This is a genomic window from Alkaliphilus oremlandii OhILAs (assembly GCF_000018325.1).
GTDB classification, from domain to species: Bacteria; Bacillota; Clostridia; order Peptostreptococcales; family Natronincolaceae; genus Alkaliphilus_B; species Alkaliphilus_B oremlandii.
Genome location: NC_009922.1, coordinates 2,027,785 through 2,043,852 on the forward strand (window position 1 = coordinate 2,027,785; position 16,068 = coordinate 2,043,852).

The 16,068-nt window shown below is 30.3% G+C and carries 21 protein-coding genes and 1 pseudogene; 1 reads left to right on the forward strand and 21 read right to left on the reverse strand.

Annotation, left to right across the window (positions count from 1 at the left end; translation table 11 throughout):
• Positions 1-40: 40 nt before the first annotated feature.
• From CLOS_RS09975 to CLOS_RS10035, 13 genes are all read right to left on the reverse strand, one after another.
• Positions 41-1,465, reverse strand: coding sequence for a relaxase/mobilization nuclease domain-containing protein (locus CLOS_RS09975; RefSeq protein WP_083757155.1), 1,425 nt, complete (start codon positions 1,463-1,465; stop codon positions 41-43).
• On the reverse strand, positions 1,414-1,743 hold the full coding sequence (locus CLOS_RS09980) for a plasmid mobilization protein (RefSeq protein ID WP_012159767.1): 330 nt from the start codon (positions 1,741-1,743) through the stop codon (positions 1,414-1,416). Before CLOS_RS09980 ends, CLOS_RS09975 begins: the two co-directional genes overlap by 52 nt.
• Positions 1,744-2,417: 674 nt before the next feature.
• Positions 2,418-2,603 carry a hypothetical protein gene (locus CLOS_RS09985; protein ID WP_012159768.1) on the reverse strand — a complete coding sequence of 62 codons (186 nt, stop codon included), beginning with the start codon at positions 2,601-2,603 and terminating at the stop codon, positions 2,418-2,420.
• Positions 2,604-2,778: 175 nt separating this feature from the next.
• A complete protein-coding gene (locus tag CLOS_RS09990) occupies positions 2,779-3,003 on the reverse strand; it encodes a hypothetical protein (protein ID WP_012159769.1) in 225 nt (74 codons plus the stop codon).
• Positions 3,004-3,292: 289 nt separating this feature from the next.
• A complete protein-coding gene (locus CLOS_RS09995) occupies positions 3,293-3,559 on the reverse strand; it encodes a hypothetical protein (RefSeq protein WP_012159770.1) in 267 nt (88 codons plus the stop codon).
• A 239-nt stretch (positions 3,560-3,798) separates the two neighbouring features.
• On the reverse strand, positions 3,799-5,028 hold the full coding sequence (locus CLOS_RS10000) for a DUF3991 and toprim domain-containing protein (RefSeq protein WP_012159771.1): 1,230 nt from the start codon (positions 5,026-5,028) through the stop codon (positions 3,799-3,801).
• An 82-nt stretch (positions 5,029-5,110) separates the two neighbouring features.
• Entirely contained in the window at positions 5,111-5,473 is a 363-nt protein-coding gene (locus CLOS_RS10005; RefSeq protein WP_012159772.1) for a hypothetical protein, read from the reverse strand.
• A 156-nt stretch (positions 5,474-5,629) separates the two neighbouring features.
• A complete protein-coding gene (locus tag CLOS_RS10010; RefSeq protein ID WP_012159773.1) occupies positions 5,630-6,397 on the reverse strand; it encodes a Fic family protein in 768 nt (255 codons plus the stop codon).
• A gap of 13 nt (positions 6,398-6,410) precedes the next feature.
• Entirely contained in the window at positions 6,411-6,872 is a 462-nt protein-coding gene (locus CLOS_RS10015; RefSeq protein ID WP_156774437.1) for a hypothetical protein, read from the reverse strand.
• Positions 6,873-6,964: 92 nt separating this feature from the next.
• Positions 6,965-7,972: a ParB/RepB/Spo0J family partition protein gene (locus CLOS_RS10020; protein ID WP_012159775.1), complete on the reverse strand. Its 1,008-nt coding sequence runs from the start codon at positions 7,970-7,972 to the stop codon at positions 6,965-6,967.
• Positions 7,965-8,762 carry a ParA family protein gene (locus tag CLOS_RS10025; RefSeq protein WP_012159776.1) on the reverse strand — a complete coding sequence of 266 codons (798 nt, stop codon included), beginning with the start codon at positions 8,760-8,762 and terminating at the stop codon, positions 7,965-7,967. The genes CLOS_RS10020 and CLOS_RS10025 overlap by 8 nt, the downstream gene beginning before the upstream one ends.
• 343 nt (positions 8,763-9,105) lie before the next feature.
• Positions 9,106-10,290, reverse strand: coding sequence for a DUF6932 family protein (locus CLOS_RS15290; RefSeq protein ID WP_012159777.1), 1,185 nt, complete (start codon positions 10,288-10,290; stop codon positions 9,106-9,108).
• A gap of 18 nt (positions 10,291-10,308) precedes the next feature.
• Positions 10,309-10,959 (reverse strand): hypothetical protein, encoded by a 651-nt coding sequence (locus CLOS_RS10035; protein WP_012159778.1) that lies wholly within the window; start codon positions 10,957-10,959, stop codon positions 10,309-10,311.
• A gap of 366 nt (positions 10,960-11,325) precedes the next feature.
• Between CLOS_RS10035 and CLOS_RS10040 the strand changes: the two are divergent.
• Positions 11,326-11,520 (forward strand): annotated as a pseudogene (locus tag CLOS_RS10040) (superoxide dismutase family protein); the annotation flags it as partial.
• A gap of 152 nt (positions 11,521-11,672) precedes the next feature.
• Here the strand turns inward: CLOS_RS10040 and CLOS_RS10045 are convergent.
• From CLOS_RS10045 to CLOS_RS10080, 8 genes are all read right to left on the reverse strand, one after another.
• Entirely contained in the window at positions 11,673-12,161 is a 489-nt protein-coding gene (locus tag CLOS_RS10045) for a hypothetical protein (protein WP_012159779.1), read from the reverse strand.
• A gap of 137 nt (positions 12,162-12,298) precedes the next feature.
• On the reverse strand, positions 12,299-12,844 hold the full coding sequence (locus tag CLOS_RS10050; protein ID WP_012159780.1) for a GNAT family N-acetyltransferase: 546 nt from the start codon (positions 12,842-12,844) through the stop codon (positions 12,299-12,301).
• A gap of 53 nt (positions 12,845-12,897) precedes the next feature.
• On the reverse strand, positions 12,898-13,287 hold the full coding sequence (locus tag CLOS_RS10055; RefSeq protein WP_041719227.1) for a GNAT family N-acetyltransferase: 390 nt from the start codon (positions 13,285-13,287) through the stop codon (positions 12,898-12,900).
• A gap of 166 nt (positions 13,288-13,453) precedes the next feature.
• Complete coding sequence (locus CLOS_RS10060; protein ID WP_012159782.1) at positions 13,454-13,867, reverse strand: hypothetical protein; 414 nt, start codon at positions 13,865-13,867, stop codon at positions 13,454-13,456.
• Positions 13,868-13,920: 53 nt separating this feature from the next.
• Positions 13,921-14,472, reverse strand: coding sequence for a GNAT family N-acetyltransferase (locus CLOS_RS10065; RefSeq protein WP_012159783.1), 552 nt, complete (start codon positions 14,470-14,472; stop codon positions 13,921-13,923).
• 217 nt (positions 14,473-14,689) lie between these two features.
• A complete protein-coding gene (locus CLOS_RS10070) occupies positions 14,690-14,902 on the reverse strand; it encodes a hypothetical protein (protein WP_041719229.1) in 213 nt (70 codons plus the stop codon).
• A 110-nt stretch (positions 14,903-15,012) separates the two neighbouring features.
• On the reverse strand, positions 15,013-15,180 hold the full coding sequence (locus CLOS_RS15920) for an N-acetyltransferase (protein WP_156774438.1): 168 nt from the start codon (positions 15,178-15,180) through the stop codon (positions 15,013-15,015).
• Between the two features lie 319 nt (positions 15,181-15,499).
• On the reverse strand, positions 15,500-16,030 hold the full coding sequence (locus CLOS_RS10080; RefSeq protein WP_012159785.1) for a GNAT family N-acetyltransferase: 531 nt from the start codon (positions 16,028-16,030) through the stop codon (positions 15,500-15,502).
• Positions 16,031-16,068: the final 38 nt, after the last annotated feature.

Consider the following 16,068-nt stretch of genomic DNA (forward strand, 5'->3'; position numbering starts at 1 on the left):
TTAGCTCTTGAAATTAATACATTCATATTCATATTTATATTTATCTGTCCCAATCTAAACCTTCGCCTTTTTCCTTCTCCTTCATTTTTTCTTTCAGAGCTTGACCTTCAAGATAGCTAAAAGGATAGTTGCTATTACCCAAGCTGGGATTGTGTGAAAGTTTATTTATTGTTTCTAGTATGATATCTTGCATTGCCTGCATTTGAACTTCATGCCGAAATTCTTGTTTACTGTTTTCGAATTGTTTATTGATACTAAACCTTTTCTCCATAGCATCCTTGCTAAAGATTTTTGGTGGATATAAACTAGTATTCCTGCAGGGCCTTCCATTGGAAGTAATAAATGTAACTCTATCATCAGTACTGTCCCATTTAACCGCATACCCTAGTTGATTCATATTTTTAATGAATTCTTCCTTGCTAGTTGAATGCTTAAGCACACTTTTAGCTGCAAGCTGAAGTTCCTGTTTCCAGCTCCTCCCTTCTTCCTTAGCTTTACGTTCTCCAAGTGTTTCTGATTTATTATAAGATTTTTTCTTCTTATTAGAATAACTATATTTAAGTCCATATTCCTCACAAAGTCTATTTGAGAATTCTATTAACGCCTTTACTTCCTTAATGCTCTGCTGCCATTTCATACCGGTTTCACTATTTACAGTATTCAAAATGAAATGAGTATGCAAATGATCTTCATCCGTATGAGTTGCGGCTAATATCTCGAATCCTTTAAATCTTTCTTGTTCTATAAGTTTTAGGGAAATTTCATGCGCCAATTCAGGGCTGATATCTTCATGATCATGAAATGAATGAACAAAATGTATGAACTGCCTCCCTTCATTTTTATTGAACATTTTTTTAGTGAGCATCATTTCATTAAGTGCTGACTCTGGACTACAATTTATACCTGTTATTAATTTGGCACTGGTCTTATCGCCCCTTGTGATATAATTTATTGCCCTATTGCCTTTATCTTCAGATATTAATTTCTCCACAAAGATCATTTCTTTATCTAACTTGGATATATCTTTAGTTTCGTTCTTATTGCTATCGATTTTTATACCCTTGTCAAAATTACTTTTATTCACATCGAACCTTCTCTGAAGTGCATCTTTAGTAAAATCCTCGACAGGATACAGCTTATTGTTCCTACGTATATGTCCATCCGGTGTTGTAAATGTTATATATTTATGGCTATCATCCCATTTAACTTTATATCCTAATGCATTCATGTTTTTAACAAATTCTTCTCTGCTTCTTGATACTGCCATATTCTCTTTTACTGTAGTAAATAGATTATATTGCCAAGTACCCTTTGTATTGTTTAGCTCCATATTTTGTCTATCATTCTCATCTGAGTTTTTAAATGTAAATATTTCTGTTTTATTCTCATCAACAATATAATCTATCGCTCTAACTAAGCCTTGGATTTTTTTGTTTGATCCATTAATAAATTTAACAATTCCCATATCTCTTCTACCTTTTTCCTAGTTATAGATATATCCGGGCAAGTAATCTTTCCCTGATGGCAAAGTACATTTAGCTGATTCAAATTATTACCGATGGCTTTAAGTTCTTTTGAAAAGTTCTTGAAGTCCTCTATTACGACTATATTTTTATTTAAAGAGCTGCATCTTAGATACTGGCTTAAGCTTAAATTTGATCGCTTTGCTTTGTTCACGATCTTTATATGCTCTCTTTCAGATACTCTAAAAGTTATTTTTATTATTTTATTTTCAATAACCATTACCTCCTTTAGATTTTTTTAAATACAGTACATGGAATCTTCCAATTGATCCTGCCTACGCATTTACCATTATTGTTTATAAACCACCGGCAATCTTTACATTCAACATTTATTTTTAATAACTTCAGATCTGTTATATCAAAAACCTCCTTTTAATTTTTTCAATATCCTCTCTGAAAGCATAAAAAAAGAAGCTAATTATATAGCTTCTATATCCAATCATATCTAAATATTTTGTAAAAAAATTTATTGATGGTATAATCTATCTCCGATTTCCTACATACTTATAGATACGATTTTACTGACTTCCAATTCAGCTAACATATCATTCATTATAGTTATTAATCATCATATCTATACCTTCAAACTAAATACGGCACTAAGTGGCTGTATACCGTTCTCGAATTGTGACGCAAAAATCTTGTAATGCGACATAAAGAAATACCATACAATTCATTTATTTCTGAATAATACGGTATCTAACTTAAATATTTGATTTTAGCAATCATAACATCTAATATAAATTATGCACATCAGTTACACTACACATTGGAATTTGTCGAAAAGCCCTGTAAATCGAAGATTTCTATTTTTATCCACATTAGCCGGCGCTAGTGGATAACAAGTATACCTTGTGTTATTGATCATTCGTAGGAATTGGTCAATCCTATTTTTTATTCATTTTTAATTCTTTCGGCATATTCTTCTTTGGTTTCGTTGTCATCATAAAGATACTTTTCAAGTGTTTCTACACTTATTCTTCCTTCATTTACATCGTCTAAAGTATCTCTTGCAGCCTCTTCTCCAAAGTCATCTAGGATCTTGCAAAAATCTACTGCAGGTAATTTGTTTTTTCCCATATTCTTATTTTCTCCTTTCTTATTTATTGCTTTTATTGAAAGTATGAGACAATTAGCATGTCACTTGATTCTAGTTATCCATACAAGTTCTTATTTATCGATATGATTATATAATTGTAGTCTGAAAACTTTTACTGTTGCGTCTAAAAAAGATGATGCCACTTAACAATTAATTTTAGTCGTCCGTAACTCTTTCATCTTTCAATGATACTAGGGACCCATCACGAGTGAAAATCCTAGTATAATTCTTTGTTCTACCATGAATTTGATATGGAATTATTGGTGATCCATCTTTCTTAGTGTACCACTTATTTTCATTCAATTTGTTGGCAATTTCAGTAGTCGTCATAGGTCTTCCAGTGTGTATTATAAGTTTTTCTATTGCGTCGTGAAGTTTCATTTATACACCTTCTCCTAGATAATCGAGTTATTTATAGCTATTGATATATCTTAATTTTTGCTACACATCTTACTACTAATCGGGTTTATCTAACAAGAAAATTATACCATATTTTCTATATTATCGTAAGGAATTTTTGTTTTTAATACCGCATTATTCAGTTTTCAAAGAACGTTATTTCATTAAATTTTAGTACTTTGCTGCGTGTAGCATTCCATTCAGCTTCTGAATGATCTAGTAACACAGTTTCACCTTCTTCATTTATGAAATGGCTTCGTTCTAATGTTAATTAATCATCAATACATACATCAGCCATATAGTAAGTTGCTATTTCAATATCAGTGTCTTTTATTTTTATAAGAGTTTCTGCTTCTATTCCATTGCAGGTGCTTACACAAGTGTCTATTTCAATATTCTCAACTATACAATCCCCTTCTTCAACATCTTTGCAATATTGTTTAACTGTATTAATAAAGTCTCCTTGATTTTCAAAGTCACTCACTTTACCGTACACTCTATCCATATCTTCATTCCATAATAAAAAGTTGCTTTTCATTTTTAACTGTCCTCCTTATTTTCTATAATTTTTCAACTTCTTTAGAGGGTTCGGGATACTTCCCGAATATTTAAATAAGCAAGAATAGGATGAACATCCCATTCTTGCGGGCTATTTGGAGGGCGAAGTCCGACAAATAGGAATCTCGCCTTCTCTAAAAGAGAAGTTTCGGGTTATTGAAAAAGAAAATAATTCAAAACCAAATACATCTAAATTCCTCCTCTCTTTAACTAAAACACTTACCTGTGTAGCCAGTAATCATCCTCATCTCTTTCTCTTTCCCAAAGATCATTTAGCCATTTTATGCAGGAGCTATAGTCACTACTTACTTCAAAATAATTCCTGTCTTCTGTTTCAAGATTAACTACGGCCATCCACTTTTGATCAGGATGGTCCAAGCTTTTATCACTATGTATAGGAGCAATAAACTTTCCATATTGTTCTCTATCATCAAGTATCCTATTAAGTTCTTCCATAGATACTAATTGGGGTTTAAGGTTATCAGATCCTACCTTGGTTTCTTGATTAACCACATCTTTTTCTTTACGCTCATCGACTATGGACAGATTTTGTAAATCTTCATTATAGTCCTTTTTATTAGGATGCTCTATATTAACTACAAATCGATCTTTATACTTTTCTCTTAATCTGTTCGCTGCCATAATTCCCTCCCTATCATTATCCAGACATAGATTAATTTCTTTTATATTAGGGTGCTTTATTAAATACTTTTCTAAAGCTTTAACCGATAGTCCACCTAAAGATAGTAAATGATCATTTAGTTTAAAGCTGTTATTAGAATTGAGTTTCTTAATGGTCAAATAACTCATAAGGTCTATTGGTGATTCGAACACATATACCTTAGAGCTATTTTTTATCCCTTCCATACAAAAGCTATAGGCTTTATCAGAGTTTTTAACATCTCCCCTAAATCTTTCTACGTTTGTATTCGTACCTCGTATACTTGCATATCCAGCTTCTCCCTTATCGTTATATCCTACAAACACACAGTTTTTATATTTATCTTCATATAATTTCTTATCCTTTACTAACCTGTAAACTATATCCTTATCTATTTTTCTTGTTCTTATTAGGTATGCCATCATATGCTTGTATGTACTATTCTTTTCAGGAAGAATTAGCTTTCCTTTAGGTTCTTCTCTGAGAAAATCTTTTCTATTAACATATGTATTGCTAGAAGAGACCCCTAAAAACTTCTTCACTGCTTCCACCCATGATTTATTCTCTGTGAACATTACGAATTGTATTGGCCCCCCACCTTTGCTTTGAGAAAAACAATTCCACCTATTTGTCTCTGGATTTATATGAAGTCCCCCATGACCTTCTATCTTATATGAATTAATACCTACCTTTTTAACATCAAAAGATTGCTTAGCATACTCAAGCAAATTTATATTATTAGCAAACTGTATCTGTTCTTCTGTAAATCTACGTTTTTCATATGCCATTAGTATCCCTCCACCTACTAATATTTTTATAAAAAAAAGAGCAAGTAAACAAAATTTGTCTACCTGCTCAAATGGGGGCTATTTATAGTTCGAGCTCATCTTCATCGTTTTCTAGTTCTTCTTCGTCTTCATCTTCTAAATTATTTTCTGCTCTATCTGCCTTTAAAGATTCCTTTATTTTGTCATAATCAAAGTTCAATAGATAAGGTCCTTTATCGTTATTTTTATTCATTACTTCTTCTAATTCTTCAAACAGACGGTTATCATAAATATATCTCAGTGCTTTAGTTTCAGTCATAATTTCTAATTCTATAGGAATTATTTCACGTATTGCCTCTGTATCTACTAAAAGCTGATATTCTCCTTCGCTATTTTGAATTATTGTACTCATCTTGTTTCTTACATACTCACAAAATCTTTCATAACTAAAACTTACTTTTTCCATTTACATTACCTCCTAGTTTTTAATTTTTTTATAAAAAGAGCAAGTAAACAAAGTTTATTTACCTGCTCAAATGGGGGCTGTTTTGAAATTTTTACAATAAAAAAGTAGATAGCCAAAACACTACTATCTACACTTATTTCCTAATATTATTTTTTATTACTCTAGCTCCATATCATTATCAAAACTATTGGCAATCTCCAATACTGAAATATATTTTTCAAGTTCTTCTTCAACATAATTTGCTACCATAGTTGTTAGCATACTTGGATCACCGTTCTTTAAATGATAATCAGAAAAACAATCATAGTATTTTTTTCTGTCCTGGAACTTAATATTAATAGGCGGATATCCTTCCTTCATCAATTCTAAATTCAAAATTAATCTACCTGTTCTTCCGTTACCATCAATAAAAGGATGTACCCCTTCAAATTTCAAGTGAAATAAGGCAACTTTTTCAATGATGTGTTTGTCTTTCATTTCTTCTTTATATTCACGAAGTAATTGCTCCATTAATACTGGAACAAGATAAGGTTGAGGCGGCTCATGTACTGCTCCCAAAATTGTTACCGGTATACGTCTATACATTCCCCTCTGTTGTGGTTTATCCATTAATACTAATGTATGAATATCTTTAATTGCATTTTCTGATAGATCTACTTTGTCTTTAACTAATTCTTCAATATAATAAAAAGCATCCTTATGTCCAACCGCTTCTAAATGATCTTTAAGGGGTTTTTCATCTATTGTGATTCCTTCTTTTAGAATCAAGGCTGTTTCCTGTAGAGTAAGCGTATTCCCTTCTATAGCATTTGAATTGTATGTGAAATTTATTAAGAACTCTTCCCTCAATCTACGCACTTCGTCACTTGTTAGTGGTCTATACTCATTTAATTTTGATTTTAACTTTTCAATTTTATTAAACATAAATTATTTTCCCCTATCTTTCCATATCCCATTCATCATCACGGTATCGATCTAGTTTATCTTCTAAAGAGTGAATTTTATCACGTAGTCTAAAGTTTTCTTCTCTCAGCTTGTTATTTTCAATCGTTAAGTTCTGCCATTCAAATAAAAGTTTATTTACATTATCTTTAATTTCTCTTTGGTCTAAAGTTAGATTTTCATATTTTACTTCGTTCCTATTTAAAAGCTTATCTATGTTGTCAACTTTATAATAAATATTAGAAGTTTTTTCAGATAATCTTTCATTGATACTTCTTTCTGCCCGATTTATATTTTCTTTAATATCGCCATGTTGACTAGATAGGGTGCTGTCCCAAACATTCCCTATTTTGCTATCAATTTTATCGTAACCTCTTTTATTAACAAATATATTGGTGATTAACACTACAATGACACCAAAAATACCTGTTATTAATGATGCAATTATTGTTTCCACAATAATATCCCCCCAATTCATTCTTTCACCTCCATTATATTATATTTTAAAGTAGTGTAACAACTCATATATTCAATTTAGATTAGTATTTCTTATATAGTCTCAGATCTTTCTTTAGAAAAATATTCTTTAAGATAGTCTTCTATTATATTTTCAATATCTTTTATACTGACTTCATCTGTTACGTATTTTTTAACTATATCCTTAGTAAATCTAGGTGTAAATTTAGGTTTTTGAGATTTTTTTGGTTTATTAAAATATTTTCCTGAGAGCACCTCATAGGCTTTATCATAGTTAAAATTTCTACCTTTAGAAAATGATTTTAATATCTCAGCCTTTTTTATATCTATCTTGAAATTTTTCTCTTTCAATATCCCTTCAATAATTTCTTGTTCATCTACTTTAAGAAAGGATAGATTTACTGCTGCCATTAATGGAATTTCTTCTTTATTGTCTAATCTTGTTTTTAGTTTATCTATTAACATATCAATTTTTAAATATCTAGATATAGTAGCAGGGGACAAATCATATTTTTCTCCTAATTTTTCATTACTTTTCATCTTTTTATCAAATTGAACAAAAGTGGGGTTTTCCGCACAACCATCAGTGTTTGAGAGCATTTCAACTTCATTTATTAAGTCTGTTCTTTTCCCTTGCTGCTTAATTGCCTTATGTCTTTCTGCTATTATTCTAGCTTTTTCCGAATGACTTAGTTCTGAAAATGACCGTTGTATTAAATTGGTTTCCGTAACAATAAGCATAGCTTCTTCATCAGTTAGTCCTTCTTTAATTACCGCCGGTATTTTTTCTAGTCCTACAATCTTAGCTGCATTAGCTCTGTTGTGTCCTGAAAGTATTTCATACTGTTCTTCTTGTATCGGCATTGGTCTAACTATAATTGGTGTTATTACTCCATGCTCTTTAATACTCTCCACCATATCTTCTAAACGCTGTCCTTCATATAGCTTAAATGGATGGTTCTTAAAAGGTATGAGCTTATATAAATATATTTCCTTTATCCCTGAATCTGAAGTTTCTAATATGTCATCTTCATCAGAAAACAGATCATTTATATTTATAATTCTTTTTTTCTCAATCATTTAAAATCAGCTCCTTAGCAAATCTTTGATATGCTTCTGATACCTTGTTCTTAGGATCATATTCTATTATGCTTTTTCTATTTAAAATTGCTTCTCCAGCTTTAACAGAAACAGGTATTTTACTATGGAATATTTTCATATCTAGGTCAAATTTATCTTTAATGTAAGATGCACTTTCATTTACAGTTTTTATCATTTCTTTCGATAAATTTGTCCTTTCATTTAACATAGTCATTAAAACACCATCAATTTTAATATTAGGATTTATACGTTTTTTCGTCTTCTTTATCGTAGCTGTTAGATCTCCTAAACCCTTAGCTGATAAAAATTCAGGAGTTACTGGAATGATTATACTATCACAAGCTGCTAAGGCATTAATCGTAAGAGTTCCGAGTGATGGTGAGCAATCTATTAATATATAGTCATAGTCTCCCTTTATATACTCCAGAGCTGATCTTAATATCTGTTCTTTACACATTACATTCACTAGAGTCATTTCAATGCCTGCTAGTTGTAGATTAGCAGGTATTAAGTGGAGGTTTTCATTAACTTCTATAATGCAATCCTTTTCTATTTCTCTCTCTTCTATAGAATCTGCCATTATAGTTTGAATACCTGGTTTATTATCGGCTTTATATCCTAAAGAAACCGTCAAACTTCCTTGAGGGTCGAAATCTATCAACAAAACTTTGCTACCCATCTGTGATAAGGCATATCCCAAGTTTAAAGTTGTAGTAGTTTTACCTACTCCACCTTTTTGATTTACTATTGCAATTATTTTATTTTTCAATTTAATTTCCTCCCTTTTATAATCTGTATTTTAATCAATAAAAAAACCAAACATCTCTCTATGCTTGGTCTTAATAATTAGAAATTATTTTATTTGTTGTTTTTATTCACCTCAAAACATATTTGTTTAAACATACATTCTTGTCTTAATCTCTGCAGTACCATTTAAGGTTTCCAAAGTTTTTCCATCGAACTCTAAAGAAATGTTTTGGGGAATTGCTGTCTGGCAAACAAAAATTTTTAATTCGTAGCAAAACGAAGCCACCAATTTCTTTCTATTAAAAAAGAATAAAAAATTCCAACATATAAGTATTCAAAACATTTAATCCTACCACTATACTGCCTTATTTATATGAATTATAAGTAATTTCATTTAAAGATACATCTTTAGACAATATGTCACTTATATTTTCCCAACAAATTTTATCGATATTTTCTTTAATAACGCTACTCATATGATACATTGGAAAGATTGAATTTTGAAACTTAAAATAATTCATACACCCTTCATAGTCATAGTTAGTTTCGAATATATTACTATTTATATTTTTAAATCCTGTTTTATACGCTGTTCCAAATAAAGGGTCTTGATTAATTGTTTTATCTATTTTTTCTGAAATAGTAGCTTTATTAGAAATGTCTTTTAAATTAATAATTAAATTAACTTTTCCTGCTTCTTGAATCCAATCAAAATTACTTGATAATAATGCATTTGATAAAATAATTTTATCAAATGATGCTTTCTGAAATTTCAAATCGTCCTTTAAGTATTTTCCCAGCAAAAATGTTCCTAATCCATCTGCAAAAACACTTATTTCTGTTTCATATATATAATATAATTCCGTTATATACTCTTTGAATTGTTTGTAATCTTCTAATATATTTTGCCCCAAATACACATATGGAGCAAATATCCATCCAGCTGCACTAACTAACGGAGAAATATGATAATTAAATAATAAATATTCCTTTAAATTCATAATTGTTACTAATATTTTTTTTTCTTTAACTCCTCTTATAACATACCTCCAGATATATGCTTCTCTAGCTTTAAGTAAATTTTCAAAACTATAATAATCCTCATAATCACTCCAAGTTGATTTATCTTTTTCTTCATCTAATATTATTTCGATCATACCAACTTCTATATCATATTTATCTTTAGAAAATAAATTAAGAAATGAATATATTGTGTCTTTACTAGACTCTGCAATAAATAATACATCTATCTCACAGCCTTCAACACAAAGCAATTCATTAGATTGAATTGTGCAACATTTCTCATTAGGAAGCACTACCATACAATCAATATCATTTGGCTCTTCTTTAGAAGTAATAAATGATCCTCCAATTATTATACTTTTACTCCCTCTGCTTAAAGAAAAAGCAAATAGTTGTTCTAGAACCTCTTTATATTTACTACGAATGGTCTTTTCCCCATAACAAAATCTGTCTATAAACTCGCTTGAATTGCATTGATGTATTCCCTTACTCAAAGTTCCTCTCTTATTAAACTGTGGTATAGACATTTAATTATCCTCCTAAATTTAAAAGTATTTTTCTATCTTTTTATCTTTAATCAAGGCCATTATGTCCATTTCTATCATTCCCTGATATTTTACAAAATCTTTTTTAAATGAATTACTCATTTGACCCCGAACTATATCAAAGCATTTTTTGTATTCATTTTCACTAATTATTCCTTCTTTCAATTGTTTACAGTATTTTAGCAATTCCTCTTGAATCAGAATAAATTTCATGGTTTGAGAAATTACACTATCAATTAATTTATCTCTTTGAGAAAGTCTAAAAAAATAAGCAAATAAAGAATATTGATAAATAAGCTCCTTGTAACATAATCTAAAATTTTCAAAATGTGAGAAAATAGAATCATCTTGTGAGTATTCGTCCATGCACCTAATTATTTCTACTGCCTCAGATAGTGCATAGTTAGCTAACCTATGCATTTCTATATAGTACCTTTTTTTCTCAGTTAAATATTGTACTATCGTAGGTATTAATACTAGTATTCCACTACAAAAAACGCCTAAGCTAATATTTATATAAAAATCTATATGATCTTTAAATATATTAGAATCTAAGACTTCAAAATATCCAAATTCCAAAAAAATTGCTAATCCTAAAAAGCAAATACAAAAAAATGACATAAATATAATTATATTTCTACTTATTTTCATTTGTTCTCCTTTGTTTATTAAAAATAATATTAAAAATCATATGTACAAATTACGTATCGCCTAATTGATTCTTTTTTCATTTCTAATATTTATATCATTTCCGAACCAAATTTGCATATTTTATACCTTTGCTCCTAGTGCTAAAGATACGATACATTTTTTTCTATAATTCAAAATATAATTCATTATTTTTAATACTATATATCAATACTTTTGAATTACCTACATTATATACCAATCTCATCAAAAAAGATGTCGAATTATGTAATGTTGAAAATAAAAAATACCGAGCCTCCTCGATATTAAAATTCCAAATAAATTTATGTTAAATAACTTTCCAATGAGTATACACTCCCTCATGGAAATCATGCAGGAGACTTTCCCGTTTTATTTTCAAATAATGGAGTAGCAAGAATGTGGTTCTTCACAGATAAGTTTACCGTGGATGAGATCATATGTAAGTCTATTATAATCCATCAAAATCCGGACGATTATAGAACTCAGCCTTCTGGCAATTCAGGTAAAAGATTGGCTTGCGGCATAGTTGAGTGGTACAAATAGTAATTCATAAGAATTTAAATCCTTTTTTATTTTTAAAATATCCATTGTGTGCAGTTTGGGTTCATATATTCATCTACACTCAATGGATGTTTTTTAAATATAAAGTTAATGCCTATGTACGTTTTTTTAAACAGTTGTCCATTAAAATCTATCTATTTTTTAATAATAAGGCATCTTTGTTTATTAGCAGACTTATTTAAAAAAGCCAAATCTTTTATGGTTAGTTCATTAATATTCTTCGATTTAATGCTAGCTGTTGCATCTTCTTCGCCTAACCAAATACTCCACAATTCAATCTCTTGCAAATCATTTATCTGACCTTTCAGATAATCAAGTAATTGCTCTGCTCTTTTTTCTGTGTAGCGAAAACGTAGTTCTGAAAAATATAGCTTATTGGAATATTGCTTTGCATATTCAGAAGAATAATACATATCATTTTTGATTTCAAGCGCATTTAGTTGTTCTTCCGAATCACAAGCAACAATAAATTTTTTATCTCTATCGATTTCTGTACTATCCATTACAAGGTCAGGAATCTTTATATTACGGATTATGGCTTCATTTATAGATATGAGCTCTCTATATGGATTTTTAACTTCCATTAACATTCTATCACTTGCTAAAAATTGAAATCTACTCATTTTTTACTCCCCCGGTTTAATCAAAATTTATTTTAACAATGCATTTTTTTACATTCCTATTTTTATTAAATACGCATTTACCTTTTAATCTCTAATATTAGAAAATTTTATCGTCTAATGTCATACTTCATGTAGAATTACAGTATCTTACTTAATACTACACTTTTGTAATTTGTTTCGTCCCATTGAATGGTCTCTATGTATCTATAGTTTCTTTTTTTATAAAAGTTAATTAAATGATATGCTGTTTCTGCAGTATCCAACGCAATCTCCTTTATATTTTTCATATTTCTTGCCTCGTTTTCAATGAAATCCATCATTTTGTTCCCAATTCCGTATTTTTGCAGTTCGGGTTCTACAGCAAACTGTCCAATCTTTGCTACAAAATCTCTACTGTACCAACTCCCTTTATCTGAGGATTTTGGACTATACAAAGATATTGTTGAAACAATTTTATTTTTATGTATCCCTATATAGGATTTATAAGCATCTCTTGCTCTTTTTGATGTTATATCACAATTCTGACAAGCCGCTACATAATTAAGTCCCATATCCGCTAGAACCTTATATGATTTATTTAGAAGATGTGTTAATTCTTCAATGGAATCCTCATTTGAAAGCAATCTAAACTCTATAATCTCACCAGCATTAAAATTATAACTAAAATCACTTTTATTTGTCATTAAAATCACCCTCCAATATCGATATGCGTTATACCCTCGGCTACCAACCCCATTTATAAAACAAGAAAATATTCCTCTAGATCCTTTCTAAAAGAACACCCATAGTTTGTCTTTTTAAATCCTATATTGCAATAGTAATTATACGATTCTTCATCTGGCTCAACAAAAACCTTTTTGCAACCATAGGACTGCAATATTTTTAATGAATTATAAACACAAGCTTTCCCTAATTCAAGACCTCGGTATTCTTTTGCTGTTACCATCGGTTCCAAAAAACCAGTCTGCATTTTACTTTCATACCAAAAGCCAACAAAGGATGCATAACTACCATCTGGGGCTATAACAACACTACATATGTCACGATTATAATTTAGCCAAGCATGTTTCATTGGAAGATAGACATCATCATCTATCTTTGGTACATTTCCATTTTCATGTGGCATTATCTCAAACAGAGGATTATACAGGCATTGAGAAAGACATCTCACCTATTAAAACTTCATTAAAATTTGAATGATTGTCTCATAAATTAGTATTATTCTTCTATTCCACCATATCTACGTTCTCTTTCACAAAAATTATCTACTGCTCTCTTTAATTCTTCGAATATCAATCTAATAGTTTTTTATATTGATCTATATCATCAAATTTTGTTTTAAAATAACTTGGGACATCACTAATATTCTTCATTAAAATTGGCTTTCCACCGTTTATCTTCTTCACTACTACCTCAAAAGAGTTATCACCATCTAAAGTAATATTAAGGTCTTGTTTATCACTTTTTAGTCGATAGGTATTATCCTCAATTTTTTCATAAGTTCCCTTATCAACTTCCCTGTTATCAATATATTCAACAAAACTATGTTCTTGCGGCTGAATAGAAATTTGAACCATATACCCATCTACAAAGTCACTCTGATAAAAACCCTTTAAAATATGATTTTTACTGATTGTACACCCTCCTAATATCGAAGCAATTATCAATAATAATCCTATAACTAAGGTAGACTTCATTTTTTTCATAGCGGCACCCCTCTGCATTTTTGAATAAATCTAGGAATAATCTCTCTCATAGTTTAATTTGGTTTGTGATATCCTAGTGAAAATTCCAATTGATAATCTCTTACATCATTTTCATATAAGTCCATATCTATTTCCATAGCTTCTCTACACCCCAACGCAAAATAAAAAGCGATTGTTTCTTCGGCTGACCCCGCACAAATATAAAGTTTATCTACGTTCCAGTTTTTTACGATGTCAGCAGATAACAAGAATAGCTTTTTTCCGATTCCCCTACCCTTATATTCCAATGTAATAAAGAGTTGATCTAATAAAACATACTTATATTTTTTACCAAAAGGCTTTTTATTTACAGTTGCAAATCCTAACAATTGATTATTGAGATCAAAGGCTCCAATTGCAATACCGTTGTCTAAGATCGTTCCTTTTAAATTGTTATAGTGGTGCTCATATCCATTTGGCCAATCTGTATCATGGTAATTAATCTCTACTAATTGTCGCTTGTCATCGACCTGTCTCCATGCTCTTCCAATATATTGAGATGGATTCATTCCACCTATAAGCACACATTCTTCTACAGTTAATTCTCTATATACAACTCTTTCCATGTGAGTTATCCCCCCGTATGCTATAATATAAACTGCCCAAAATATATTATTGATCTAATTTACTATTTAAAGCTGTGCGAAAACAAACGATATTACCATCTGGATCTCTAAAGGGAAAAGACCTTGCACACCAAGGGTGCGTAGTTGATATAGTTATAAAATCAATATCAAGAGACTTCAACGGCTCATTCTTTATCTACATCATCAACATTTAAACCTATTGTAATATTCCCAGAACCCAAAACTTTGAGAAAGCGGATGACATTTCTTCTACCACAGCCTTTTTAGAATAAATGGCAATTCCTGAACCACCAATATTAAATGCCGCATATACTTCGTCTCCATCTCCATTGAGATGCAGCACATCTTCATAAAATCGTGTTAGTAGAGGAACGATTTCTATGATTATGCATATACCCCATAGTTGCATAATTTTCCTCCTTACTTGAATACAAAAGTAACTTTCAACTATGTATTTTCTCACTTTTTTCTTTCTATTCTAATGGGTTCATTAACTAAAAGTATTGTAAGGTAGTCATATTAATTATTTTGTGTTCTAATATACCGCAATTCTCTCAGCTTTTTACCCATATCGATTATTTGAATCGTATTATCATATCTAAATCCAATCTTTTCATAGAATCTTCTTGCACGTATATTATCTTCTAACACCCAAAACTCTACATTGCTAAAATCCTCTTTCGACATTTCATTGAATGCCTACCCTGAACAATTCCACTTCCCCAAGATGCAGTAATCACATGAACTCAGGAAATCTTTGGCCACGATCCATCATTTCCTCCATATCTACATTTTCCAAAGGATGTTTGCCCTGCCCATTCATTTCCTTCAAAATCAATGGCAGTCTTGGGTAAACTCTCAGATAGTTCTCTATTTACTGCTTTTACCCATCGTCACGCTCTTTAATAATAAATCCCTTTAGTTTCTCATATTCAACAAAAGTAATCAAAAGTTTAGATTTGTTATAGTTCATTCATTAATACATATGAACTTAACACTTATCTATTTACTCATAAAATGCTTTAGGGTAAGTTACAACCCCTTCAACTTGGACAAGACTTTCTCGTTTCAATTCCAAGGCCATGAATGACTCCCTAGGAACATCGAATGGTGCCCTAATATTCCATATACTTGTAGACTTAAATCCAAATCTATGATAATATCTGTCCTCTCCAAGAACAATTACGGATGTATATCCAAGTTCTTTTGCGACTTTAATACTTTCTATAATGAGGGAGTTTCCAATTCCTTTATTCTGATATTGTGGTAAAACTGAAACAGGAGCTAATGCTAAGGCTTCATGTTCTTTATCATCATTTTTAATCAGTATCTTTGTAAGCATAATATGACCTACAATTTTTTTATCTAATTCTGCTATAATAGAGAGTTCTGGTATGAAAGCTTCGCTCTTCCTTAATCTATCAACTAAAAGATGCTCCTTATGATCACTATATTCAGCATCTTTAAATGCTTCCTCTACTACACGCTCTGATATTTTATAGTCAACCACTGTTTCTTGCCTTATTTTTACATTCATTCTTATGTGTCTCCTTTTACTCTTATTTCTATAAAATC

Excerpts from the sequence above, each read along its gene's own strand:
- CLOS_RS09975 (WP_083757155.1), bottom strand. The coding sequence starts at position 1,465 with ATGGGAATTGTTAAATTTATTAATGGATCAAACAAAAAAATCCAAGGC.
- CLOS_RS09980 (WP_012159767.1), bottom strand. The coding sequence starts at position 1,743 with ATGGTTATTGAAAATAAAATAATAAAAATAACTTTTAGAGTATCTGAA.
- CLOS_RS09985 (WP_012159768.1), bottom strand. The coding sequence starts at position 2,603 with ATGGGAAAAAACAAATTACCTGCAGTAGATTTTTGCAAGATCCTAGAT.
- CLOS_RS09990 (WP_012159769.1), bottom strand. The coding sequence starts at position 3,003 with ATGAAACTTCACGACGCAATAGAAAAACTTATAATACACACTGGAAGA.
- CLOS_RS09995 (WP_012159770.1), bottom strand. The coding sequence starts at position 3,559 with ATGAAAAGCAACTTTTTATTATGGAATGAAGATATGGATAGAGTGTAC.
- CLOS_RS10000 (WP_012159771.1), bottom strand. The coding sequence starts at position 5,028 with ATGGCATATGAAAAACGTAGATTTACAGAAGAACAGATACAGTTTGCT.
- CLOS_RS10005 (WP_012159772.1), bottom strand. The coding sequence starts at position 5,473 with ATGGAAAAAGTAAGTTTTAGTTATGAAAGATTTTGTGAGTATGTAAGA.
- CLOS_RS10010 (WP_012159773.1), bottom strand. The coding sequence starts at position 6,397 with ATGTTTAATAAAATTGAAAAGTTAAAATCAAAATTAAATGAGTATAGA.
- CLOS_RS10020 (WP_012159775.1), bottom strand. The coding sequence starts at position 7,972 with ATGATTGAGAAAAAAAGAATTATAAATATAAATGATCTGTTTTCTGAT.
- CLOS_RS15290 (WP_012159777.1), bottom strand. The coding sequence starts at position 10,290 with ATGTCTATACCACAGTTTAATAAGAGAGGAACTTTGAGTAAGGGAATA.
- CLOS_RS10035 (WP_012159778.1), bottom strand. The coding sequence starts at position 10,959 with ATGAAAATAAGTAGAAATATAATTATATTTATGTCATTTTTTTGTATT.
- CLOS_RS10045 (WP_012159779.1), bottom strand. The coding sequence starts at position 12,161 with ATGAGTAGATTTCAATTTTTAGCAAGTGATAGAATGTTAATGGAAGTT.
- CLOS_RS10050 (WP_012159780.1), bottom strand. The coding sequence starts at position 12,844 with ATGACAAATAAAAGTGATTTTAGTTATAATTTTAATGCTGGTGAGATT.
- CLOS_RS10055 (WP_041719227.1), bottom strand. The coding sequence starts at position 13,287 with ATGCCACATGAAAATGGAAATGTACCAAAGATAGATGATGATGTCTAT.
- CLOS_RS10060 (WP_012159782.1), bottom strand. The coding sequence starts at position 13,867 with ATGAAAAAAATGAAGTCTACCTTAGTTATAGGATTATTATTGATAATT.
- CLOS_RS10065 (WP_012159783.1), bottom strand. The coding sequence starts at position 14,472 with ATGGAAAGAGTTGTATATAGAGAATTAACTGTAGAAGAATGTGTGCTT.
- CLOS_RS10070 (WP_041719229.1), bottom strand. The coding sequence starts at position 14,902 with ATGCAACTATGGGGTATATGCATAATCATAGAAATCGTTCCTCTACTA.
- CLOS_RS15920 (WP_156774438.1), bottom strand. The coding sequence starts at position 15,180 with ATGTCGAAAGAGGATTTTAGCAATGTAGAGTTTTGGGTGTTAGAAGAT.
- CLOS_RS10080 (WP_012159785.1), bottom strand. The coding sequence starts at position 16,030 with ATGAATGTAAAAATAAGGCAAGAAACAGTGGTTGACTATAAAATATCA.